Annotated in this window: 20 protein-coding genes; 12 read left to right on the top strand and 8 right to left on the bottom strand. The window is 70.3% G+C overall.

Annotated elements, in window-relative coordinates; translation table 11 throughout:
* The first annotated feature begins 202 nt into the window (after window positions 1–202).
* Entirely contained in the window at window positions 203–859 is a 657-nt protein-coding gene (locus tag ACFWY9_RS11555; protein WP_378338794.1) for a hypothetical protein, read from the top strand.
* 2 nt (window positions 860–861) lie between these two features.
* On the opposite strand, the gene ACFWY9_RS11560 is transcribed toward ACFWY9_RS11555, so the two are convergent.
* From ACFWY9_RS11560 to ACFWY9_RS11570, 3 genes are read right to left on the bottom strand one after another with little or no spacing between them, the layout of a single operon-like run.
* Window positions 862–1,296 (bottom strand): nitroreductase family deazaflavin-dependent oxidoreductase, encoded by a 435-nt coding sequence (locus tag ACFWY9_RS11560; protein WP_378338795.1) that lies wholly within the window; start codon window positions 1,294–1,296, stop codon window positions 862–864.
* Window positions 1,297–1,345: 49 nt separating this feature from the next.
* The gene (locus ACFWY9_RS11565) at window positions 1,346–1,927 is read right to left on the bottom strand and encodes a putative glycolipid-binding domain-containing protein (protein WP_378338832.1); all 582 of its coding nucleotides are present in this window, start codon (window positions 1,925–1,927) and stop codon (window positions 1,346–1,348) included.
* Window positions 1,924–2,727: a DUF1684 domain-containing protein gene (locus ACFWY9_RS11570; protein WP_378338796.1), complete on the bottom strand. Its 804-nt coding sequence runs from the start codon at window positions 2,725–2,727 to the stop codon at window positions 1,924–1,926. Before ACFWY9_RS11570 ends, ACFWY9_RS11565 begins: the two co-directional genes overlap by 4 nt.
* Window positions 2,728–2,916: 189 nt before the next feature.
* Between ACFWY9_RS11570 and ACFWY9_RS11575 the strand changes: the two genes are divergently transcribed.
* Window positions 2,917–3,831 (top strand): HIRAN domain-containing protein, encoded by a 915-nt coding sequence (locus ACFWY9_RS11575; protein ID WP_378338797.1) that lies wholly within the window; start codon window positions 2,917–2,919, stop codon window positions 3,829–3,831.
* A gap of 6 nt (window positions 3,832–3,837) precedes the next feature.
* Here the strand turns inward: ACFWY9_RS11575 and ACFWY9_RS11580 are convergent, their stop codons facing one another.
* The gene (locus ACFWY9_RS11580; RefSeq protein ID WP_378338798.1) at window positions 3,838–4,431 is read right to left on the bottom strand and encodes a hypothetical protein; all 594 of its coding nucleotides are present in this window, start codon (window positions 4,429–4,431) and stop codon (window positions 3,838–3,840) included.
* A 42-nt stretch (window positions 4,432–4,473) separates the two neighbouring features.
* On the opposite strand from ACFWY9_RS11580, the gene rnhA reads away from it, so the two are divergent.
* The 4 genes from rnhA (at window position 4,474) to ACFWY9_RS11600 (ending at window position 9,099) form a co-directional block, all read left to right on the top strand.
* Window positions 4,474–4,944, top strand: a complete 471-nt coding sequence (rnhA, locus tag ACFWY9_RS11585) for a ribonuclease HI (RefSeq protein WP_378338799.1) — start codon at window positions 4,474–4,476, stop codon at window positions 4,942–4,944.
* A gap of 256 nt (window positions 4,945–5,200) precedes the next feature.
* Complete coding sequence (locus ACFWY9_RS11590) at window positions 5,201–5,836, top strand: hypothetical protein (protein WP_378338800.1); 636 nt, start codon at window positions 5,201–5,203, stop codon at window positions 5,834–5,836.
* Between the two features lie 12 nt (window positions 5,837–5,848).
* Window positions 5,849–6,229: a YchJ family protein gene (locus ACFWY9_RS11595; RefSeq protein ID WP_378327074.1), complete on the top strand. Its 381-nt coding sequence runs from the start codon at window positions 5,849–5,851 to the stop codon at window positions 6,227–6,229.
* 167 nt (window positions 6,230–6,396) lie between these two features.
* The gene (locus tag ACFWY9_RS11600) at window positions 6,397–9,099 is read left to right on the top strand and encodes a sugar-binding domain-containing protein (protein WP_378338801.1); all 2,703 of its coding nucleotides are present in this window, start codon (window positions 6,397–6,399) and stop codon (window positions 9,097–9,099) included.
* Window positions 9,100–9,159: 60 nt separating this feature from the next.
* On the opposite strand, the gene ACFWY9_RS11605 is transcribed toward ACFWY9_RS11600, so the two are convergent.
* Entirely contained in the window at window positions 9,160–10,584 is a 1,425-nt protein-coding gene (locus ACFWY9_RS11605; RefSeq protein WP_378338802.1) for a carboxylesterase/lipase family protein, read from the bottom strand.
* Window positions 10,585–10,660: 76 nt separating this feature from the next.
* Here ACFWY9_RS11605 and ACFWY9_RS11610 point away from each other — a divergent pair, with 76 nt between their 5' ends.
* The 3 genes from ACFWY9_RS11610 to ACFWY9_RS11620 are packed head-to-tail and all read left to right on the top strand — an operon-like array spanning window position 10,661 to window position 13,686.
* Window positions 10,661–11,068 carry a nuclear transport factor 2 family protein gene (locus ACFWY9_RS11610; RefSeq protein WP_378338803.1) on the top strand — a complete coding sequence of 136 codons (408 nt, stop codon included), beginning with the start codon at window positions 10,661–10,663 and terminating at the stop codon, window positions 11,066–11,068.
* Between the two features lie 41 nt (window positions 11,069–11,109).
* On the top strand, window positions 11,110–12,975 hold the full coding sequence (locus ACFWY9_RS11615) for a Na+/H+ antiporter (RefSeq protein WP_378338804.1): 1,866 nt from the start codon (window positions 11,110–11,112) through the stop codon (window positions 12,973–12,975).
* 36 nt (window positions 12,976–13,011) lie between these two features.
* Entirely contained in the window at window positions 13,012–13,686 is a 675-nt protein-coding gene (locus ACFWY9_RS11620) for a histidine phosphatase family protein (protein ID WP_378327078.1), read from the top strand.
* Here ACFWY9_RS11620 and ACFWY9_RS11625 read toward each other — a convergent pair.
* Complete coding sequence (locus tag ACFWY9_RS11625) at window positions 13,683–14,432, bottom strand: ABC transporter permease (protein WP_378327079.1); 750 nt, start codon at window positions 14,430–14,432, stop codon at window positions 13,683–13,685. The genes ACFWY9_RS11620 and ACFWY9_RS11625 overlap by 4 nt on opposite strands.
* A gap of 35 nt (window positions 14,433–14,467) precedes the next feature.
* Window positions 14,468–14,980 carry an MmpS family transport accessory protein gene (locus ACFWY9_RS11630; RefSeq protein WP_378327080.1) on the bottom strand — a complete coding sequence of 171 codons (513 nt, stop codon included), beginning with the start codon at window positions 14,978–14,980 and terminating at the stop codon, window positions 14,468–14,470.
* A gap of 227 nt (window positions 14,981–15,207) precedes the next feature.
* On the opposite strand from ACFWY9_RS11630, the gene ACFWY9_RS11635 reads away from it, so the two are divergent.
* The 3 genes from ACFWY9_RS11635 to ACFWY9_RS11645 all read left to right on the top strand — a co-directional run bounded on the left by ACFWY9_RS11635 (window position 15,208) and on the right by ACFWY9_RS11645 (window position 17,830).
* A complete protein-coding gene (locus ACFWY9_RS11635) occupies window positions 15,208–16,185 on the top strand; it encodes a LacI family DNA-binding transcriptional regulator (protein WP_378327081.1) in 978 nt (325 codons plus the stop codon).
* Window positions 16,186–16,536: 351 nt separating this feature from the next.
* Window positions 16,537–17,118: a DNA-binding protein gene (locus tag ACFWY9_RS11640; RefSeq protein WP_378327082.1), complete on the top strand. Its 582-nt coding sequence runs from the start codon at window positions 16,537–16,539 to the stop codon at window positions 17,116–17,118.
* A gap of 55 nt (window positions 17,119–17,173) precedes the next feature.
* Window positions 17,174–17,830, top strand: a complete 657-nt coding sequence (locus ACFWY9_RS11645) for an RES family NAD+ phosphorylase (protein WP_378327083.1) — start codon at window positions 17,174–17,176, stop codon at window positions 17,828–17,830.
* A 44-nt stretch (window positions 17,831–17,874) separates the two neighbouring features.
* Here ACFWY9_RS11645 and ACFWY9_RS11650 read toward each other — a convergent pair whose 3' ends face one another.
* On the bottom strand, window positions 17,875–19,833 hold the full coding sequence (locus tag ACFWY9_RS11650; protein WP_378327084.1) for a prolyl oligopeptidase family serine peptidase: 1,959 nt from the start codon (window positions 19,831–19,833) through the stop codon (window positions 17,875–17,877).
* Window positions 19,834–19,846 lie beyond the last annotated feature (13 nt).

A 19,846-nucleotide genomic window follows, 5' to 3' on the forward strand; every position in this document is an offset into this window, starting at 1 on the left:
GGGTTAAATCGGGCGCGGTCGTCGCCAAGCCCCGGCGGCCGGGCGGGTTTCGGCCCGCGCGGCCGATTTAAACTTTCCACCCCGGGTGGCCTCCCGATCCTGGGTGGGGCCGGCCACCTTTGTGCTCTGTTCGGGCGAAAACCCTTGGCCTTCGCCGGGGCTGCCGGGAAATATCGGGCCTTCCGGACTTGGGGAGGGACGGATGCCTGAGGGATGGAAGAAACAGCCACGGGACTCGAAAGGTCGCTGGACCAAGAAGGGCACCGCGATCACCGCGGCGGCCGCGGTCGGCATCGTCGTCGCGGGCACCGCGAGCGGTCTCGGCGGAGGCGGCGCTTCGACTTCGGCCGTTCAGGGAGCCAGAGCGGGTTCTCAGGGGAGGGCGTCCGGCAAGGAAGCCGCCCGCAAAGGACAACGTGACGCCGCGTGGCAACGCATGGGGCTCAAGGTCGTCAGGAAGGCGGCCGAAACCGAACTACGCTGCGCGACCCGGTCGTTCGGCCAGGCACAGCAGTTCTTCCTGCGCACGCCATGCCGCAAGCTCGATCGGCTGCTCCTGGCCCTCGGCGACGGCCAAGGCAACAGTGTCGTGGTCTCGATCGCCTGGGTGCGGATGGCTTCGGCCAAGGACGCGAGCAGGTTCAAGAATCTCGTCGACACCCAGGGCACGGGCAACATCACGCCGCTCGGTGGCGCGGCGCTCGGGCTCGCCGAAATCCACTTCACCGGCCGGTACTACGACTCGCACCAGAAGGGCGCGCTCGTCGTCAACGCGGAGGCCACACCGATCGGCGGGCACCCCGGCGAACAGCTGCTCCACGACATCGCCGACGTCGCCGACGAATTCCCCCCGCCGTGACCCTACCTGGCGGCCGGTTCGAGCAGGACGAGCGGGATCTCGCGGTCGGTCTTCGTCTGGTAGTTCGCGTAGTTCCGGTAGTCGGCGGTGATCTTCGGCCACAGCCGCTGCCGCTCCTCCGGCGTCGCGACCCTGGCTCGCATCGGCTGCCGCGATTCACCCTGAAGGGTGACCTCGACGTCGGGATTGTCGCGGAGGTTGAGGAACCAGGCGGGGTGGTGGTCGTCTCCGCCGCGCGAGGCCACGACCACCACCGCGTCGCCGTCCCGCAGCGGGGACGTGAGCATCACGGACCGGGGCTGGCCGGACTTGCGGCCGATCGTGGTCAGCTCCAGCACCGGCATGTTCGCGACACGCCAGCCGGCGCGGCCGCCCGAGATCTTGAGCAGACCACGGTGGACGGCGTTCATGGTCTTCAGTGCGAAATCACTGGGCATGCCCGCAACCTAGCCCTGCGACCGCAGCGCGTCGAGTGCGCCCACCGAGTCAGACGACACGAGTCGCGATGCCGGGGTACGACACCACCAGTCCTGAGTCGTCATAGCTCAGCTCGCACGCGAAGGCGAACGCGGGCGCGGCGTACGCGTACCGCTGTTCGCCGTCCGTAGTGCGCGTGTATTCCTGCTCCAGCCGGTCGACCGTGAGGTCGAGGGCCCTGACGTACGCGGCGGGCGCCGCCGAACGAGCAGCGGGCGCCAGCTTCAGCCGGTGCACGGGGAAGGCGTTGGTCATGGCCGACGCTTCGAGATCCACGTCGAAACACCCGTCCAGCCGGGGCGCCGGCTCGCCGTCGACGAACCATCGCCCCTCGCCGTCGCTCTCGAGGAGAGCCGTCCGGACACCCGCGGCCGACCTTCCGGTGACCAAAGCCCGCCGCGTAGCCCAGGTCTCGTCAAGCGTGATGTCGTAGTCGACGCTCCACGTCCGGCCGTCCTCGACAGCCGTCGTCATCCCCGCCGCCCGGAAACCGTTGCCGCTCCGGGAAAAGTACACGACCTCGAAACCGGAACGCACACTTTCGTGAGCCCACGCGGCGGTGGCGGGCAGCTCGGCGAAAATCGGGCTCAGCCCTGGCGCTCGTAGGGCAGCTTCTCCCCCGCCTCGACCGCGAACGGCAACCGGTTCCCTTCCGGCGGCAGCGGGCACGTCGCGAAATCGGTGAACGCGCAGGGCAGGTTGCGGGCGCGAGTGAAGTCGAGGACGACGGAGCCGTCCTCCGCGGGAGTGTCCACGGCGAGTGACCGGTTCGCCCCATAGGTGGTGACACCGCTCGTGGCGTCGGTGAACAGGATGCTCAGCCCGCCGTCATGACCGTTGAACGCGGTCAGCGTGTACTCGGTGCCGTCGTGGGCGAACCGCACCAGGCCGGGTGCCGTGTAGACGTGGCTGAGGCCCTCGACCACGGCTCCCACGGTCGTCGGACGGGGCTCGTCGAACGGTTCGAAGTGGCCGGTGAGCACCCAGGACGGGTCGGGCTCGTAGGCCGGGACGCCCCGGAAGCCCCGCAGCACCGGCGCCTTCGGGTCGTGCACGCGGATCAGGTAGCCGGAGCGGCGGGCGATCTCGACCTCGACTTCACCCGTGCGCACCCGCGTGCCGGCGCCGCTGTTCACCAGCTCGAACCGCCGTACGCCGGCCACCGGCTCGCCCTCGTGGGAGAACTCGGCACCCCGCGGGTCGAGATACGCGGCTTCCTTGTCCTGCCACCAGCGGCCGGGCAGTCCCGGATACTCCCGGGGTTCGTCCTCGAGCCAGTCGAGGGAGACCAGCGCCAGCCAGCCGTGGGGATCCGCGAGGTCCCGCTCCCGCTGCTCCCGCCAGTCCCGCCACCGCTGGACGAATTCCCCGGATCGCACACTCGCGCTCATTGTCTGCCCCTTTCCGGCCCGTATGGCCACCATGCCAACATCGCGCCACACCGGGTATTCCGCGTCCCACCATGCGGTCGTATCACCTCCGCGTTCCGATCCGGCTCGGGCCCTGGTAGGCGCGTAACGCTCGTCGGGCCGGGCGCGACTGCTGGGAACGCACGGGAAACAGTGCAGGGGAGGTCACAGATGTGGTCGTTGTTCAGGAGGAACACGCTTCCCGGGGCGCCGGTGAATCCGCCGTTCGCGCCACCGCCGGTCGGCCGGATCAGCGCGGAACCCCCGCCGATGGGCACCGATTCCCCCTCCCGCGCAAGGCTTGTCGCGTTACCGGAAAACGGCAGGATCCGAGTAGTCGGTGAATCCCGCTATCAGGAGGCGTTGCGGCTCGCCGCGCACGGCCGGGCCGCCGGGAACGAACTCGACGACCACATTCCGGCCACCGCGGTCCTCGTCCCCGAGCCGGGCAACAAGGCGGACGCCAACGCGGTGCGCGTCGACGTCGTGTGCGGGCAACGGAAACTGACCGTCGGCTATCTCCCCCGCGAGCTGGCCGCCGAGTACCAGCCGGAACTACTCGACCTGCGCCGGCGCGGCGCTTTCGGCACCTGCCCGGCGCGGATCGCGGGCGGCGGCGCGAAATTCTACGGAATCTACCTGCATCTCGCGCGCCCCTGGGAACTCCGGGCCGCCGGGCCGGGCGACCCCGTCGTCGCCGCATCGCACGACCGCACGGTGCTGCTGCGCAACGACTGGTTCTGCACGGTCACGAAAGAACAGGACCACCAGGACGTCCTGCTGAAGTTCGCGCCGCGGCGCGGCCAGGAGTTCCGGACGGTCACCGCGCAGCTCGGGTTCTGCACGATCAGCTCCGGGAAATACCGCGGCGAACCGGCGATCGAGGTACGCCTCGACGGCGAGCGCGTCGGGCAGCTCACCTACGCGATGTCCATGCGGTACCACGACCGGGTGAAGGTCCTGCTCGACCGCGGGCTGGAGGTCACCTGCGAAGCGGTCACCAAGAACACGGACAAGGGCATCGAGATCGAGCTCATGATGCCTGCCGGTCCGAGACGCGACAACCAACGCCGCCTCTCGCTCTGACGGGCTTCACGCACCCCTGGCGTCGAGCAGGTCGAGATAACCATTGCTCGCTTCCCACAACGCGTCGGAAATCCCGGTGAGCTTGCCGGGCTTCCAACGGCGATCGTCGTACTCGCGAGTGCGCTCGCGCAACGCACGCAGACTGACCGCGAGTTCGTCGTCGAGCCGGGTACGCAGTTCCTCCGGTGACGGCGCGGGAAGGCGGACGTCGTGGCCCCGGCCCGCACGCAACGTGGCGAGCGTGTCCTCGGCGATCCCCGTTTCCGCGTCCCACACCAAAGCGGGCCGGTCGACGAAGTGGTTCCAGACCGGGGCGTGCGCCGACCGCCACAGCGGGCGGACCGGGATCTTCGCGACCCTGGTCATCTGCTCCCAGTGCTCCGCGCCCTGCGGTCTGGCCAACCAGGGAACGTCGCCGACCGGCAGGTCGACGACCAGCGCCACGGTGACGTAGTCGAGTTCGCGAGGCGACTCAAGGATGTCCCCGAGCGCCCACAGCTGGGTGACCGACAGCGAGTACCGCGCCATCGGCGAACCGACGAGTTCCGCGCACGTACGCGCGACCGCGTTGAGATGGTGGATCCCGCGCTCCCACTTCACCCGGGCATTCTGACCCCTCCGTCCGTTGAGTAGGGTCGCCGGGTGGCGGAGAGTGAGACCGTCGTCGAGATCTACACCGACGGCGCGTGCAGCGGCAATCCCGGACCGGGCGGCTGGGGCGCCGTGCTGCGCTACGGCAAGCACGAGAAGGACCTCTACGGCGCCGAATCCGGCACCACGACGAACAACCGGATGGAGCTCATGGCGCCCATCCGCGCGCTGGAAAGCCTCAAGCGGCCTTCGGTGGTCCGGGTCTTCACCGACAGCACGTACGTCCGCAACGGCGTCACGCAGTGGATGATCCGCTGGAAGGGCAATGGCTGGCTCACCCAGGCGCGGCAACCGGTGAAAAACGCCGACCTCTGGCAGCGGCTCGACGCGGCCGCCGCGCCGCACGAGGTGGAATGGCGCTGGGTCAAGGGACACGCGGGGTTGCCCGGGAACGAACGCGCCGACCGGCTCGCCGTTCGCGGGGCGCAGGAAGCGGCCGGAATCGTCGCGGCGGGCGGTTAGCCGCCCGCCGTCGGTGCCCGCGAAGTCGCCGAAGCGGGCGACGTGGTGCCACACCCTTCTTGGGCGGCAGCCCGTGCCCGCGTCTCCCGCACCTTTCTCGCAATCGTGGGCCCCAGCGCACGGGAAGATCCACGGGGCGTTGCGAAACGATCACAGCGCTGGGCCGTTCGGGCGATTTGTACCGAACGGACGTTTGACCGCTTCCCCTCGAAAGGAATCATCAACGCTACGAGGTCAGTCGAGGACGGAGAGTGACATGGCGGATCCTGAATTCTTCCTCGGCCCGGACGGGAAACTCCACCCCATCACCCCCAAGAAGACCGGCGGGGCGGCGGCCATGGCCGCCATGGCGCTGGGCGCCGCGATGGCCGCGAGCAGTACGGCCGGCGGTGGCACGGCAGCACAACCGGACGCGGGCGGCGGCGCCGGTGGCGGCGGCAGGACGTCGTCCGAGGCGGCGGCACGTAGCGGAAACCACGAGGAAGCCTTGCGCTTTCTGGGACTCACGACCGTCACGAAGGTCGGCAGCGCCCGCGAACCCACGTGCGTACCCCGCACCTCCGGCCAGGTGCGGCAGTTCCTGGTCCGGCATCCCTGTGTCTCGATGTCGCGAATGTCGCTCACCGCCGGGGACGACGCGGGCACCGCGATCGCGGTCACCATCGCCTGGATAGAACTGCCCCAGGCAGGCCAGGCAGCCGAACTCGAGACCCTCACCGGCGATGTCGAGCCGCTGCCCGGCGGCGTACGTTCCGGTGCGCACCGGCAGTCGCGAATGGACGGTGCGGTCGTCGTCATCGCCGCCGCCACCGCGACGAGCGGGCAGCCGTCCGCGCGGACACTCGACGAAGTGGCGGGCACCGCCGCGCAGTTCCCGCCGCCGAGCACCTGACACAATCGCGGGATGCCCGAAACTCCGTGCCCCTGCGGCCTCGGCGAACCGTACGACGCCTGCTGCGGCCGCTACCACCGGGGCGAGCAGACCGCCCCGACCGCCGAACTGCTGATGCGCTCGCGGTACAGCGCGTTCGCCGTCGGGGACGCCGGCTATCTGCTGCGGACCTGGCATCCCTCGGCCCGGCCCGCGAACCTGGACCTCGACCCGGCCCAGCGGTGGGCCCGGCTGGAGATCCTCGGGCACACCGGCGGCGGACTCCTGCAGGCCGAGGGCACGGTCGAGTTTCGCGCGCACTACCGGCACGACGGGCAGCGCGGCGTCCTGCACGAGAACAGCCGGTTCGTCCGCGAAGGCGGGCAGTGGCTATACCTCGACGCCCTCGCCTGAAGCCAACGCCGGGCGACATTCGGACGAAACGTGACAACTGGGGCTGTTCCCCGGGTGTCCGGGCGGCTACCATCACCCTCGATTGTTAGGGATCTTTACTAACGATCAGTGCCCCACCCGTCCTTCCCGATCACCCGCCGCCGTGTGCCCAATGAGGAGGCGCGCTCGTGAGCCATCGGCATGCAAGACTCCGGATCCCGCTACGGCTGCTGGCCGTGGCGACACTCGCCGTCGCGGTGGGCGGTGCGACCGTCCCGGCGGCGACCGGCCAGGAACCCGCGCGCGCCGCGGTGTCCGTCGGCGCCGCGGCCGGGACCGCGACCCCGCTTCCCGGTTATCTCATCCAGACCTCCGCGCAGGCCGGCGACGACGCGGCGGTCTCGAAGCCCGGCTTCCCGACCGCCGGCTGGTACCCGGTCGACTCCCGCAGCACGGTCTTCGCGGGCCTGGTGCGCAACGGCAAGTACCCCGATCCGTTCTACTCGACGAACATGAAGAACGTGCCGAAGTCCGACTTCGCCGTTCCGTGGTGGTACCGCACCGATCTCACGCTCGACGACACGTCCGCGCGCACCTACCTGGACTTCAGCGGCGTACTGTCCAAAGCGGACGTCTGGGTCAACGGCACAAGGGTCGCGGCGAAGGACCAGGTCAACGGCGCCTACACGCGGCACGACCTGGACATCACCGCGCAGGTGCACACCGGCGTCAACAGCGTCGCGTTCAAGGTCTACCCCAATGATCCGAACAAGGACCTCTCGATGGGCTGGATCGACTGGGCGCAGACCCCGCCGGACCAGAACATGGGGATCGTGCGCGACGTCCTGGTCCGCCGCGGCGGACCGGTCGCGCTGCGCGGCGGGCACGTCGTCACGAATCTCGCGCTCCCCGGCCTGAAGCACGCCGACCTCACCGTGAAGGCCGACGTCCGCAACGACTCGGCGAACGCGGTGCAGACCGTCGTCTCCGGGACCGTCGCCGGGCGTCCGATCAGCCAGACGGTTTCCTTGGCGGCGAAGGAGAAGAAGACCGTCACGTTCCCGGTGGTCGGGATCGACGACCCGAACGTGTGGTGGCCGGCCGGGATGGGCGGCCAGCCGCTCCACGACCTCGACCTGACCGCGAGTGTCGCCGGGTCCATTTCGGACAGTGCACACTCAAGGTTCGGGATCCGGGACGTCAAGGCGCCGCTGAATTCCAGCGGCGGGCGCCAGTACTCGGTCAACGGACGGCCGCTGCTGATCCGCGGCGGCGGCTGGTCGCCGGACCTGCTGCTGCGCTGGGACGTACGGCACGTGGCCGACAAGCTCTCCTACGTCAAGGATCTCGGGCTCAACACCGTGCGGCTGGAGGGGCACATCGAGCCGGACGAGTTCTTCGACCTCGCCGACGCCATGGGCATCATGACCATGCCGGGCTGGGAATGCTGCGACAAATGGGAAGGCCAGGTCAACGGCAGCGAGCCCGGTGACAAGTGGACGGCGGCGGACTACCCGATCGCCAAGGCGTCGATGACCGGGGAGGCCGAGCGGCTGCGGAACCACCCGAGCGTCGTCTCCTTCCACATCGGCAGCGACTTCGCTCCGGACGCCACGATCGAGAAGAACTATCTCGACGCGCTCAAGGCGGCGGACTGGCAGCTGCCGGTGGTCCCGTCGGCGAAGACGAACTCGTCGCCGCAGCTGGGCAAGTCCGGGATGAAGATGAACGGGCCGTACGACTGGATCCCGCCGAACTACTGGTACGACAAGGCGCATTCGGACGCGGGCGGCGCGTGGAGCTTCAACTCCGAAACCAGCGCGGGGCCGGACATCCCGACGCTGGACACGCTCAAGCGGATGATGACCTCCGGGGAGCTGGACACGCTGTGGAAGAACCCGTCCGCGGCGCAGTACCACCGTTCCTCGTCGTCGACGTTCTCGAACCTGAAACTGTTCGGTGACGCGCTTTCCGGACGATACGGTGCCCCGGCGAACCTCGGCGACTACGTCCGGAAGGCACAGCTGGCGCAGTACGAGAACGTGCGGGCGGAGTTCGAATCGCACGCACGGAACTACTCCGACAGCTCGAACCCGTCGACCGGGCTGATCTACTGGATGCTCAACAGCCCGTGGACTTCGTTGCACTGGCAGCTCTTCGACGCCTATCTCGACCAGAACGGCGCGTACTACGGCGCGAAGAAAGCCAACGAGCCGCTGCACATCCAGTACTCGTACGACTCGAAGTCGGTCGTCGTGGTGAACTCGACCCCCGCCGTGGCGAACGGCCTGACCGCCAAGGTGCAGCTGTTCAACCTCGACGGCACGGAGAAGTTCAGCCAGACCAAGGCCGGGCTTTCCGTCGGCGGGGACGGCGCCAAGGCGACCGCGCTGACGATCCCCTCGGTGAGCGGACTGTCCACAACGTACTTGGCGAAGCTGGTGCTCACCGACGGCTCGGGCAAGGAGGTCAGCCGCAACGTGTACTGGCTGTCCACCAAGGCCGACACGCTGGACTGGTCGAAGACCGACTGGTACTACACGCCGACGACGAGTTATGCCGACCTTTCCGGCCTGAACAAGCTCGGCCAGGCCACGGTGAGCACGACGGCGAAGTCGGCCGACAACGCCGACGGCACCACGACCACGACGGTGACGCTGAAGAACACCACGGGTGGCAAGCTCCCGGCGTTCTATGTGGACAGTCACATCGTGAACGCGAGCGGGAAGCCGGTGCTGCCGATCCGGTGGAGCGACAACGCGGTCAGCCTGTGGCCGGGTGAATCGACGACGCTGACGGCGACCTACCGGACAGCCGATCTCGGCGGCTCGGCGCCGTCGGTCCGGGTCTCCGGCTGGAACACCGGCACGCAAACCGTCCCCGCGAGGTAGGCCGCCGAAGGTCCGTGAAGGCCTCCTTCCCAGCGCTGGCAAGGGGGCCTTCACGGAACGTCAGAGCGAGTCCCAGAGCAGGCGTTGCTCCCGATCGGGGTCGGACGCCGGGGCGCTGACGTCGTCGAAGAGCATCGTGACGCGGTCCGCGGGCGTGTAGCGCGCCCAGCCGGGATCGCCGACGGTGACGAACCGGACCCAGACGTCGAACATCGTCGTCGCGATCGCCTGCAGCCGTTCGCGGGGTGGTTTGGCCGTGGCGAAGAGAAAACGCCAGTTCACGTTGCCGATGTCGTCGAACACCAGCGGCAGGTCGAGCCCGTGCGGAGCGCCGAAACCCTTGCCGCGCGGGGCGATCCGCCAGTCGAGCCGGTACATCCACGCCGCTCCCCCGGCACCGTGCTGTGCCTCGGCGAGCCGGATCGCGGGCAGCCACCAGTCGCCCGCGGTGAGCGCGCGATTGCGGACGTGGTCCTCCGGCCAGTCCGGCAGCACCTCCCGATAGGCGGCCGTCGCCTTCTCGATCGCGGCCGTGTCCAGCATGGTCGACCCGGTGCCGAGCGGGTTCGCGCTCCCCGTCGCGAGCCACGCGAACAGGTCGTACTCGTCGGCCGTGGTCCCGGTCAGGATCTCGACGTCGCGAGCGGCGCCGGCCGCCACCGCGTCGCCCGGCCGTTCCGGCAGGACGTCGCCGTCGACGACCACCCGGTAGGTGACCAACGTGCCCGAGGCGGCCGAAACCCGTTGCTGTGCCTCGAGAATGCGCGTCGTGGGCAAGGTCGCCAGCCGGTCGGGACCGACGCCGAGTTCGGCCAGCACGGCCTCGGCGACCCGGTCCGCCTCGGCCGGGGTGTGCACCACCGAGCCGACCCCGGTGCCGCTCTGTACGATCGCCCGCCGGAACAACCCCCGCGCCGCGGGCACCGCCAGCAGCGTCCCGACCGTGCGCCCGCCGTTGGACTGCCCGGCGAGGGTGACCCGGCCGGGATCCCCACCGAACGCCGCGACGTTGTCGCGCACCCATTCCAGGGCCGCGACCTGGTCCCGCAGCGACAGATTGCTGTCGGCGATCCCGGGCAGCCGCAGCATGCCGAGCACGCCCAGCCGGTACCCGACGGTCACCACCACGACGTCCCGCCGCGCGAACGCCGACGCGTCGAACTGGTGTGGTGCGCCCATGACGCCGCCTCCGCCGTGGATCCACACCAGCACCGGATGCGGCCCCGGCGTCGTGGGCGCGTAGACGTTGACGGACAAGCAGTCCTCGTCGCCGAGAAAGCCCTTTCCCGTGATGCTGGGTTGCGGCGCCCGCGCGGCGAACTTCAGCGTCTCCCGCACCCCCGTCCAGCCTGCCGGGCGCCGCGGAGCGCGGAACCGCAGCTCCCCCACCGGCGGTTCGGCGTACGGGACGCCGAAAAAGACCCGGATGTCCTGGCGTTCCCTGCCGCGGACGGCGCCCGCGGCGGTTTCGACGGTGATCTCCACCCGGCCAGCCTAGAACGAGACTTGTGCTGGACCGCGCTCCAGCATGTCGAATGGACGGCGACACTGGGAGGAATTCTTGAACGCCACCGAAAACAAGCGGCTGCTGCGCGACGTCTTCGACGCGTGGGCCGCGGGCGACACCCGACCGCTGCTCGCGGCCCTCGCCGACGACGTCACGTGGACCGTGCCCGGACACAACGCCTGGTCCGGCACCTACTCCGGGAAGGACGCCGTGCTCGGCGACCTCCTGCGGCCCCTCGCCGGGCAGTTCGCGGAACGGCACACGAGCACGGCGAGCCGGTTCGTCGCCGAGGGCGATCTGGTCGTGGTCGAAACCCAGGGCCGGGTCACCACGAAGGCTGGACAGCGCTACGACAACACGTACTGCTTCGTCATCCGCGTCGACGGTGGCCGCATCCGCGCCATCACCGAATACATGGACACTCAGCTGGTCGCCGAGGTGCTGGCCGATCCCGTGAGCTAGCCCGGCGGGCCCCGGGCGACCGCCCGGGGAATGATGTTCGCGTGGAGATCGCAGCAGAGATTGTCGCCCTGGTGGTGGCGGTGCTCGTGGTGAGCGCCGTGGCGCGGCGGCTGGACTGGCCGGCGCCGCTGTGCCTGATCGCGTTCGGGGTGGCCGTCTCGTTCGTCCCCGGCATCCCGGAGTACCACCTCGAACCCGAGGTCGTGCTGCTCGGGCTGCTGCCGCCGCTGCTGTACTCGTCGGCGATCCAGGTGTCGCTGATCGACTTCCGCCGCAACCGGGGGCCGATCGCGCTGCTGTCGGTCGGGCTGGTCGTGTTCACCACGTTCGGGGTCGGCCTGGTGACCTGGCTCATCGTCCCCGGCCTGCCGCTGGCCGCGGCCATCGCGCTCGGCGCCGTCGTCGCACCGCCGGACGCGGTCGCGGCCAGCGCGGTCGCGCGCCGGGTCGGCATGCCGCGCAAGCTGGTCCGGCTGCTCGAAGGCGAGAGCCTGTTCAACGACGCCGCCGCGCTGGTCGCGCTGCGGACCGCGATCGCCGCCATCGCCGGATCGGTGAGCCTGTGGCAGGTCGGCGGGGACTTCCTGCGTGCCGCGGTCTTCGGCGCGGCGGCCGGGCTCGTGGTCGGGTTCGCGGGCGCGTGGATCAGGACCAGGCTGGACGAGCCGGTGCTCGACACCGCGTTGTCGTTCGTGCTGCCGTTCATCGCCTACCTGCCCGCCGAGGCCGTGCACGGCTCGGGGGTGCTCGCGGTGGTGATCGCCGGGCTGATCCTCGGGTACAAGGCGCCCACCATGCTGTCCGGATCGTCCCGGCTGGCCAGCAGGCTCAACTGGCACACCATCCAGTTCCTGCTGGAGAACATGGTGTTCCTGCTGATCGGCCTGCAGCTGCGGCGCATCCTCGCCGAGGTCGCGGACACCGGCATCGGCATCTTCGGGCTGGCAGGGATCTGTGCCGCCGTCCTCGCGGCGACGATCCTCACGCGGGTGCTGTGGCTGGCCGGGATCGGCCTGTTCCGTCGCGTGATCGGCACGAAGAAGAAGGTGTGGCCGTGGCGGTACTCCGCCGTGCTCGCCTGGGCCGGGATGCGGGGCGTGGTCACGCTCGCCGCCGCCTTCGTGCTGCCGCAGGACACCCCGCAACGTCCCGTGCTGGTGCTCGCCGCGTTCGTGGTGGTGGCCGGGACCCTCGCGCTCCAGGGCACGACCCTGCCGGCGCTGATCCGCAGGCTCCGGCTGCCCGCGCCCGACCCCGCCGAGGACGCGTTGCAGGAGGCCGCGGTCCTCAACGACATGACCCGCGCGGCGCTGGCGAAACTGGAGGAGATCCGGCGGCCGGAGGACCCGGACGACGTCGTCGAGCGCATTCGCGACCGGCTCCAGGCCCGTTCGGACGCCGCGTGGGAACAGCTGGGGCGGCAGAGCGCGCTCGCGGAAACGCCGAGCGACGCCTACCGTCGGCTGCGGATCCAGCTGCTCGAAGCGGAGCGCGAGGTGTTCCTGAAGGCGCGCGCCGCCGGGACCGCCGACGACGACGTGCTGCGGCGGGTGCTGGAACGGCTCGACATCGAGGAGTCGATGCTCGACGCGGACGAGGAGGAACCGCCGATGGAAGGCCGTGAACTGCGGACCCCGGCCGCGTCGGCGGGCTCCTGCAAGCATCTGGCGCACGACTGGCCGGACCACCGGCCGGAAACCACCGACTCCTGCGCGGAGTGCGTCGCGGAGGGCAGCACCTGGGTGCACCTGCGGATGTGCCTCAAGTGCGGGCACGTCGCCTGCTGCGACTCGTCACCGAAGCGGCACGCCTCCGGGCATTTCCACGACACCCGCCACCCGGTGATGCGCAGCGTCGAGCCCGGTGAGACGTGGCGCTGGTGCTTCGTGGACAAGCAACTCGGCTAACCATCGCGGTCCTTCGGCACTGTTATGTTCGGCCGTATGAGTACGCCCGAGCAGGAGATCGAATACCGCCAGCACCGTTTCACCCCGCCGCCCGGCGCGGCCGACATCTTCCTGGTGCGGCACGGCGAATCGGCGCCGGTGCGGGTGAGCTCGCCGCCGCCGATGCTCGACGGCCAGGCCGATCCCGCCCTCGCGCCCGAGGGCAGGGAGCACGCCGAACGTGTCGGCGAACGGCTGGCGGACGAGCGGATCGACGCGCTCTACGTGACGCCGCTGCGGCGGACCGCGGAAACCGCCGCGCCGCTCGCCGCGAAGCTCGGCCTCACCCCGCGAGTCGAACCGGGCCTGCGGGAGATCAACCTCGGTGAGTGGGAGGGCGGGCTGTTCCGCAAGAACACGTCCGAGGGACATCCGATCGCCGAGCGGCTCTGGAACGAACAGCGCTGGGACGTCATCCCCGGCGCCGAAGCCGACGAGGCTTTCGGCGCCAGGGTCCGGGCCGCGATCGGCAGGCTCGCCGCCGCGCACCCGGATCAGCGCGTCGCGGTGTTCACCCACGGCGGAGTCATCGGCGAGGTGTTCGCGCAGGCCGCCGGTGCCGGCGAGCGGTTCGCGTTCCTCGGCGCCGACAACGGCTCCATTTCCCGGCTGGTCGTCCTGGGCGACACGTGGATCGTGCGCGGCTTCAACGACGTCACGCACCTCGGTTAAGGACGGGAAACGTATCCCACGGCGACGAGTTCGACCGCGACGAGCACCGAGACGGCTTCGGCGGCGACCAGGCCGATGAGCACCAGGACCTGGGTCATCCCCGCCTGCACCGGGGACGCGCCGCCCAGCAGGACGCCGACATACGCGCCGGGCAACGTCACGAGCCCGACGGTCCGGGTCTGGTCGAGCGCCGGGATGAGCGCCTGACCCGCCGACGGGCGGCAGATCTCCAGCGCGGCGGGACGCGGGGTGAAGCCGAGCGCGAGTGCCGCTTCGTACTCACCGTGCCGCGCCTGGAGTTCGTCCAGCGCCCGTCGCGACGCCTGCGACGTCGCGGTCATCGCCCCGCCGATCACGATCCCGGCGATCGGCACGACCGCGATCGGCCGGAACGGCACCACCCCGGCCGCGAGCACGAGCCCCAGCACCGGGGCGACCCCGGCGGCGATCGCGACCGCCACCCACGGCAGTACTCTCCCGGCCCTCGACCCGCCGATCCGGCGTGCCGAGGTGACCGCCGCGATGCCGAACATCAGCAGCACGAACAGGCCGGTCAGCCAGCCGGAGCGCAGGATCGCCGTGATCACCAGCGAAACGAGGGCGAGCTGGACGACGGCGCGCACCGCGGCGACGACCACGGCCCGCCCCCGGCCCAGCCCGCCGTACCGCACCACGAGCGCCCCGGCACCCGCGAGTACCGCCAGCACCACCACCAGCGCCGGTCCGAACGTGATCACAGCGCTCATTATCGGGCGCTTCCGCGATCACGCCCGGCGATCGGCTAAGCGGTACAGGTCAGTTGGCGGTCTTCACCGGTGACGGTCTTTTCCGCCACGACGACGCCGTCGACGAGAATCCGGCAACGCAACGTGCCAGGGCCGGCATTCTGTGCCGACACGCTGGAGAACCCGGTCCGGTCGGCGGGCCCTGTCCTGGTGAAGGACATCGACCACGGTGTGGTGACCTCGGCGGACTGGACGAGGTCGGTGCCCGCGCCGACGTAGGTGAGGTTGCGCGCCCCGTGCTCGCCGGTCAGTTCGTAGACCACGGCGTGGCTGACCGGCTTCGCCGCCACGACCGGCGCGGCGCGTGCTTGCTCCGGGGGCGGCGCCGACGGCCGCGACGCCGTCTTGGGCATCACGTACCACGCCAGCGCGATCGCCACCGCCGCGACGCCGAGGACGACCACCACGTTGCCGATCGGTCTGTCCCGGCCCGTCCCGCCCGAAGCCGGCGGTGTCCCCGGCGATCCCGGCGACGACGGTGGCGGTGAGACCACGGTGCGAACGCGCATGGAGAGGTCATCCCTCGTTCGAGCGCACTCCCGACGAGTACGATGCCTACTTCTCGTCCGGTGTGGACGGCGCGTTAGCCACTCGACCCAAGAACTCCCACATTCACCCTTTCGGGCGCGTATCGGTCACGGAGTGTCCGACGGTTAGCGAGGGGTTAACGACGGCGGTGACGCCGTGGTCCGTGTGCGAAGGTGTCTGGTATCGCCATCAGTGCAGGGAGGTCGCGATGGCCACCATCACCGACGTCGCGTCCAGGGCCGGGGTGTCGACCGCGACGGTGTCCAGGGCGCTCAACGGCAAGTCCACTGTGGACCCGCTGCTCGCCGCCAGGGTCCAGCAGGCCGCGGCCGAACTCGGCTATCACCCCAACGGGCTCGCCAGGAACCTGCGCCGCCAGGAGACCGCCGTCCTCGCCCTCATCATCTCCGACGTCGAGAACCCGTTCTTCACCGCGATCGCGCGGGGCGTGGAGGACCTCGCCCAGACCTCCGGCTATTCGGTGGTGCTGTGCAACGCCGACGAAAACGCCGACAAGGAGCGCCGCTACATCGACGTCGCGCTGCAGGAACGGGTCGCGGGCGTGGTGCTGTCCCCGACCGGCCTCGCGACCAACGTCGACCGGCTGCGGCGGCAGGGCACGCCCGTCGTCGCGGTGGACCGCCCGCTCGCCGGGATCGTCGGCGACCAGGTGCTCGTCGACACCCGCCACGCCGCGAGCGAGGCCACCGGTCATCTGCTCGGCAACGGTTACCGGCGCGTCGGCTGTCTCACCGGTCCCGCCGGGGTCCGCACCGCGGACGACCGGCTCGCCGGGTACGTCGACGTCGTCGGCGGCCCCTCCGCGATGTTCCGCCGGTCGGAGTACCGGGCCGAGGGCGCGCGCCTCGCCGCGCTGGAACTGCTCGACGAACCGGCGCCGCCGGACGCGTTGCTGGTCGCGAACAGCACGATGACCATCGGCGTGCTGGAAGCGCTGGCCGGGCGCGGACTGCGGCCGGGGCGCGACGTCGGGATCGTGTCGTTCGACGACGCACCGTGGACGACGCTGATCGACCCACCGCTGACCGTCGTCGCCCAGCCCGCCTACGACGTCGGCCGCGTCGCGGCGGACCTGCTGCTGGCCCGGATCGGTGACAGCACCCGCGAGCCCGCCACCGTGACGCTGGAAGCCCGGCTCATCGAGCGGCGCAGCTCGCGGCGCTGATCCCCCGCGCGGGCGAGAAAGCGCTCTCTCCACGAACGTGCCCGGGGGCCGGCGAGATTGCCGGCCCCCAGGCACGCCCCACCCCCTGTGTCCCCCAGGTCCGGCGGCCGTGGCCACCGGGGCCAGTGAAGCACGAAGGCAGGAAATCGATTTCACCGGAACGTAAAGGCCACACGTCGGGGTGTCAAGCGAATACAAGCCTGGACAAGCTCGTCCGATCGAGGCAGACTTTCCGTCAGTCGCCTACCGTTCGTGTTGAGTAATGTGCGGTCTGTGTCGATCTTTGGTGAATTGACCCACAAATTGGGCGAGATACCGCACGAACCCGCACATCCGGGTTAGTCTAGGCGCATGTCTGTAGCGCTGGAGAACGTCCTCGCCAAGGCGGGCCTCAAAGTCGACGCCACCGAGTTCCTGACGATGGTCGAGGACGCCGCTCGCAGACTGTCCCCACCCAACCCGGATCCTTCGCACTACTTCTCCCCCGACCAACGGGCCGCGCTCACCGATGTCGGCCTCGACCTGACCCCCCGCGCCGAGGGCGAACCCGACTTCCGGGCCCGCACCGTGGCCGCGCACGCCGTCCTCGCCGAATCAGCGCTCAGCGTGGTCGAAGCCGCCCGGATCCTCGGTGTCGACGACAGCCGCATCCGCCACCGCCTCAAGGAAGGCAGGCTCACCGGCTGGAAGGACCAGGGCTGGCGGCTGCCGTCCTGGCAGTTCGCGGGCTCGGGCGTGCTTCCCGGCCTGGAGGTGGTGCTGCGCGCGCTGCCCGAGGACCAGCCCGCCCTGGTCGTCGCCGCCTTCATGAGCACCCCCCAGCCCGACCTCGTCATCAACGACCACCCCGCGACTCCCCGTCAGTGGTTGCTCTCCGGGGGTGACCCGGAACACGTCGCCCGGCTGATCGCCACGTTAGGCTCGCCGTTCTAGGCTGATACGTTCGCAAGTAACGATCTCTCCGACAAGGACGGACAACTCCCGACGTATGGCCCGGCTCCCCCTGCCGCCCGCACGGTCTGTCCTGGTCAAGGAGCTGAACCGCACCAAAGACGTGGTGCCGGTCCAGCCCGACACCAGGCTGGTCAGGATCTTCACCGCGCACGGCAACCATCCGCAACAGTGGAATTCGTTCCGCTACACCGGCCCGCTCCCGCACGGCCGGTTCGACCAGCAGTCGCCCGGCCGGGGCGGCCGCCCGGTCACCGACGCGGCCAACGGCGTGCTCTATTTCGGGCTTACCGTACGCACCAGCGTCGCCGAGGTCTTCCAGACCAGCTCCACCGTCGACCGCAAGACCCGCGGTCCGCGCCTGGTCGTCGTCCGTCCCACCCGCACCCTCCACCTGCTGGACCTCACCGGCCTCTGGCCCACCCGCGTCGGCGCGTCCCAGGAGATCTCGAGCGGGCCGAAGAAGCTCACCCAGGCATGGGCACGCGCGATCCGCGCCGCCTTCGGCGATCTCGACGGGCTCTGGTACCGCTCGTCGATGGACTCCGGCGGCCCCGCGCTGTGCCTGTGGGACCCGCCCGCCGGCGCCGCCCTCCCGATCGCGCCCGACGTCCTGCTGCCGCTCGACCACCCCGGCCTCGACGTCCCCCTCGGCCGCGTCTGCGAGGAGCTGAACTACACGCTGCTGTCGTGATCAGCCGGAGATCTCATGTGATCAGCCGGAGATCTCGCGTGTTCCTACAGGTGACGTGACCACCAGTCGAGGACGGCGTCGAAGCGCTGGACCCGGTGGCGGGGCTTGCCCGAGCGAGTCAGCTCGTGGCCTTCGCCGGGGAAGAGCAGGAACTCCGTCTCGGTGCCGTGCCGCCGCAGTGCCACGAACATCCGCTGCCCCTGCTCGATCGGGCACCGCCAGTCCTGCTCCGAATGCACCACCGCGAACGGGATGTCGATCTTCTCGGCGTGGGTCAGCGGACTGCGGTCGCGCTGCACCTCCGGATCCTTGCCGACGTACAGATCCACGAACGTGTAGCCGATGTCCGAACTGCCGACCATCGACACCCAGTCGTTCACCGCGCGCTCGCTCCACGCCGCCTGGAACCGCTCGCCGTGGTGCGCCGCGAGCCAGCCGGTCATGAACCCGCCGTAGGAGCCGCCCATGATCCCGACCCGCGCGGCGTCGAGGTCGGGCCGTTCGAGCGCGACGTCGAGCAGTGCGAGCACGTCGTCGGCGTCGACCGTGCCGAGGCCGCGAACGACGGCCCGTCCATAGCTTTCCCCGTATCCCGCCGAGCCGCGCGGATTGCCGAGGACGACGGCGTAGCCCGCCGACGCGTACACCTGCGCCTCGTCGAACACCGCCCAGTCCTGCTGGGCGAACGGCCCGCCGTGCACCACGCGCAACACCGGATGCGGCCCCTCGCCCTCGGGCAGCACCAGCCAGCCGTGTACGGGATACCCGTCGGGCGCGGTCGTGTTCAGCTCGACGACCTCGCACAATCCTTTGTCCCGCAACGGCTTCGAGTAGTCGGTGAGCACCCGCGGCCCACCCACGGCGAGCAGGACGACGTCGCCGGAGCTGACCGGAGTGGCGACCACCGCGACCACGTTCGGCCCGTCGGCGGCGAACCCGCGGACCACGGCCTGCCCGGCGAACACCACGGGAAGATCGGTCAGCGACGCGGTTTCCGCCGTCACGGGCACCGTACGCAGTTCCACCGCACCGCGGTTCCGCACCGCGACGAGGACGTCCTCGCCACGCGGCACCGGAGCACCCGCCGAAGCGTCGCAGTCCACCGACTCGATCTCGGTGAGCCTGCGCGCCTGCCACGGCCCTGCCCCGTCGAACGGACCGGCCGCGTAGAGGCCGGTGTTGCAGACCTCCCAGTTTCCATCCACAAAGGACTGTCCATAGAAGAACAGCGTGCCGTCGGTACCGAACACCGGATGTTCGAGATATCCCTCGCCACGCACGAAAAGTTCCGGCTCGCCACCCTCGTGGCCGACGACGTACAGGTCGCGTTCCTCGGTCTCCACCCGGCCCCAGGCGACCGGGGCGGTGAACACGATCCGTGCTCCGTCGGGTGTCCACACGGGATGCTCGACGTCGACCGCGCCGTCGGTCAGCGGCTCCGGCTCGCCCGGCTCGTCGGCGTCCAGCGCCGCGGCCACGTCGAGCGCGAACAGCCGCTGCGGCCGGTCGCGCAGGAAGCCGATGTCGTCGATGTGGTAGTCCATGCGCGTGATCCGGCGCGGCGCCTCGGCGTCGGGTTCGAGCACCTCGCCGTTTTCGTCAGGGACGCCGTAGCGGCCCGGTTCGGGAATCCGCGCCACGAAGGCGATCCGGCTCGAATCCGGGGACCACGCCGGCGCGGACACGCCGAGCGGGAGCGCGGTGAGCCGCTTCGCGTCCCCGCCCCCGGCGGGCATGACGTGCAGTTGCGGACCGCCTTCGGCGCCGCGGCCGGACCCGGCTCGCAGGAACGCCACCCACCGCCCGTCCGGCGAGATCACCGGTGACGCGTCCCGCGGCCCATGGGTCCAGGCGCGCTCGCCACCCTCGAGCGCGACCTGCCGGAGGGACCGCCGCTCGGTGTTGGACTTCAGGTCCGGCCCGCCCACCCCGACGAGCAGCAGATCGCCGTGCAGAGCGGGATGACCGGGGACCACCAGGGCTTCGATGTCGGCAGGGCGCATTCCGCCGACGGTA

It is taken from the genome of Amycolatopsis sp. NPDC059027, assembly GCF_042739735.1.
Classification (GTDB): domain Bacteria; phylum Actinomycetota; class Actinomycetes; order Mycobacteriales; family Pseudonocardiaceae; genus Amycolatopsis.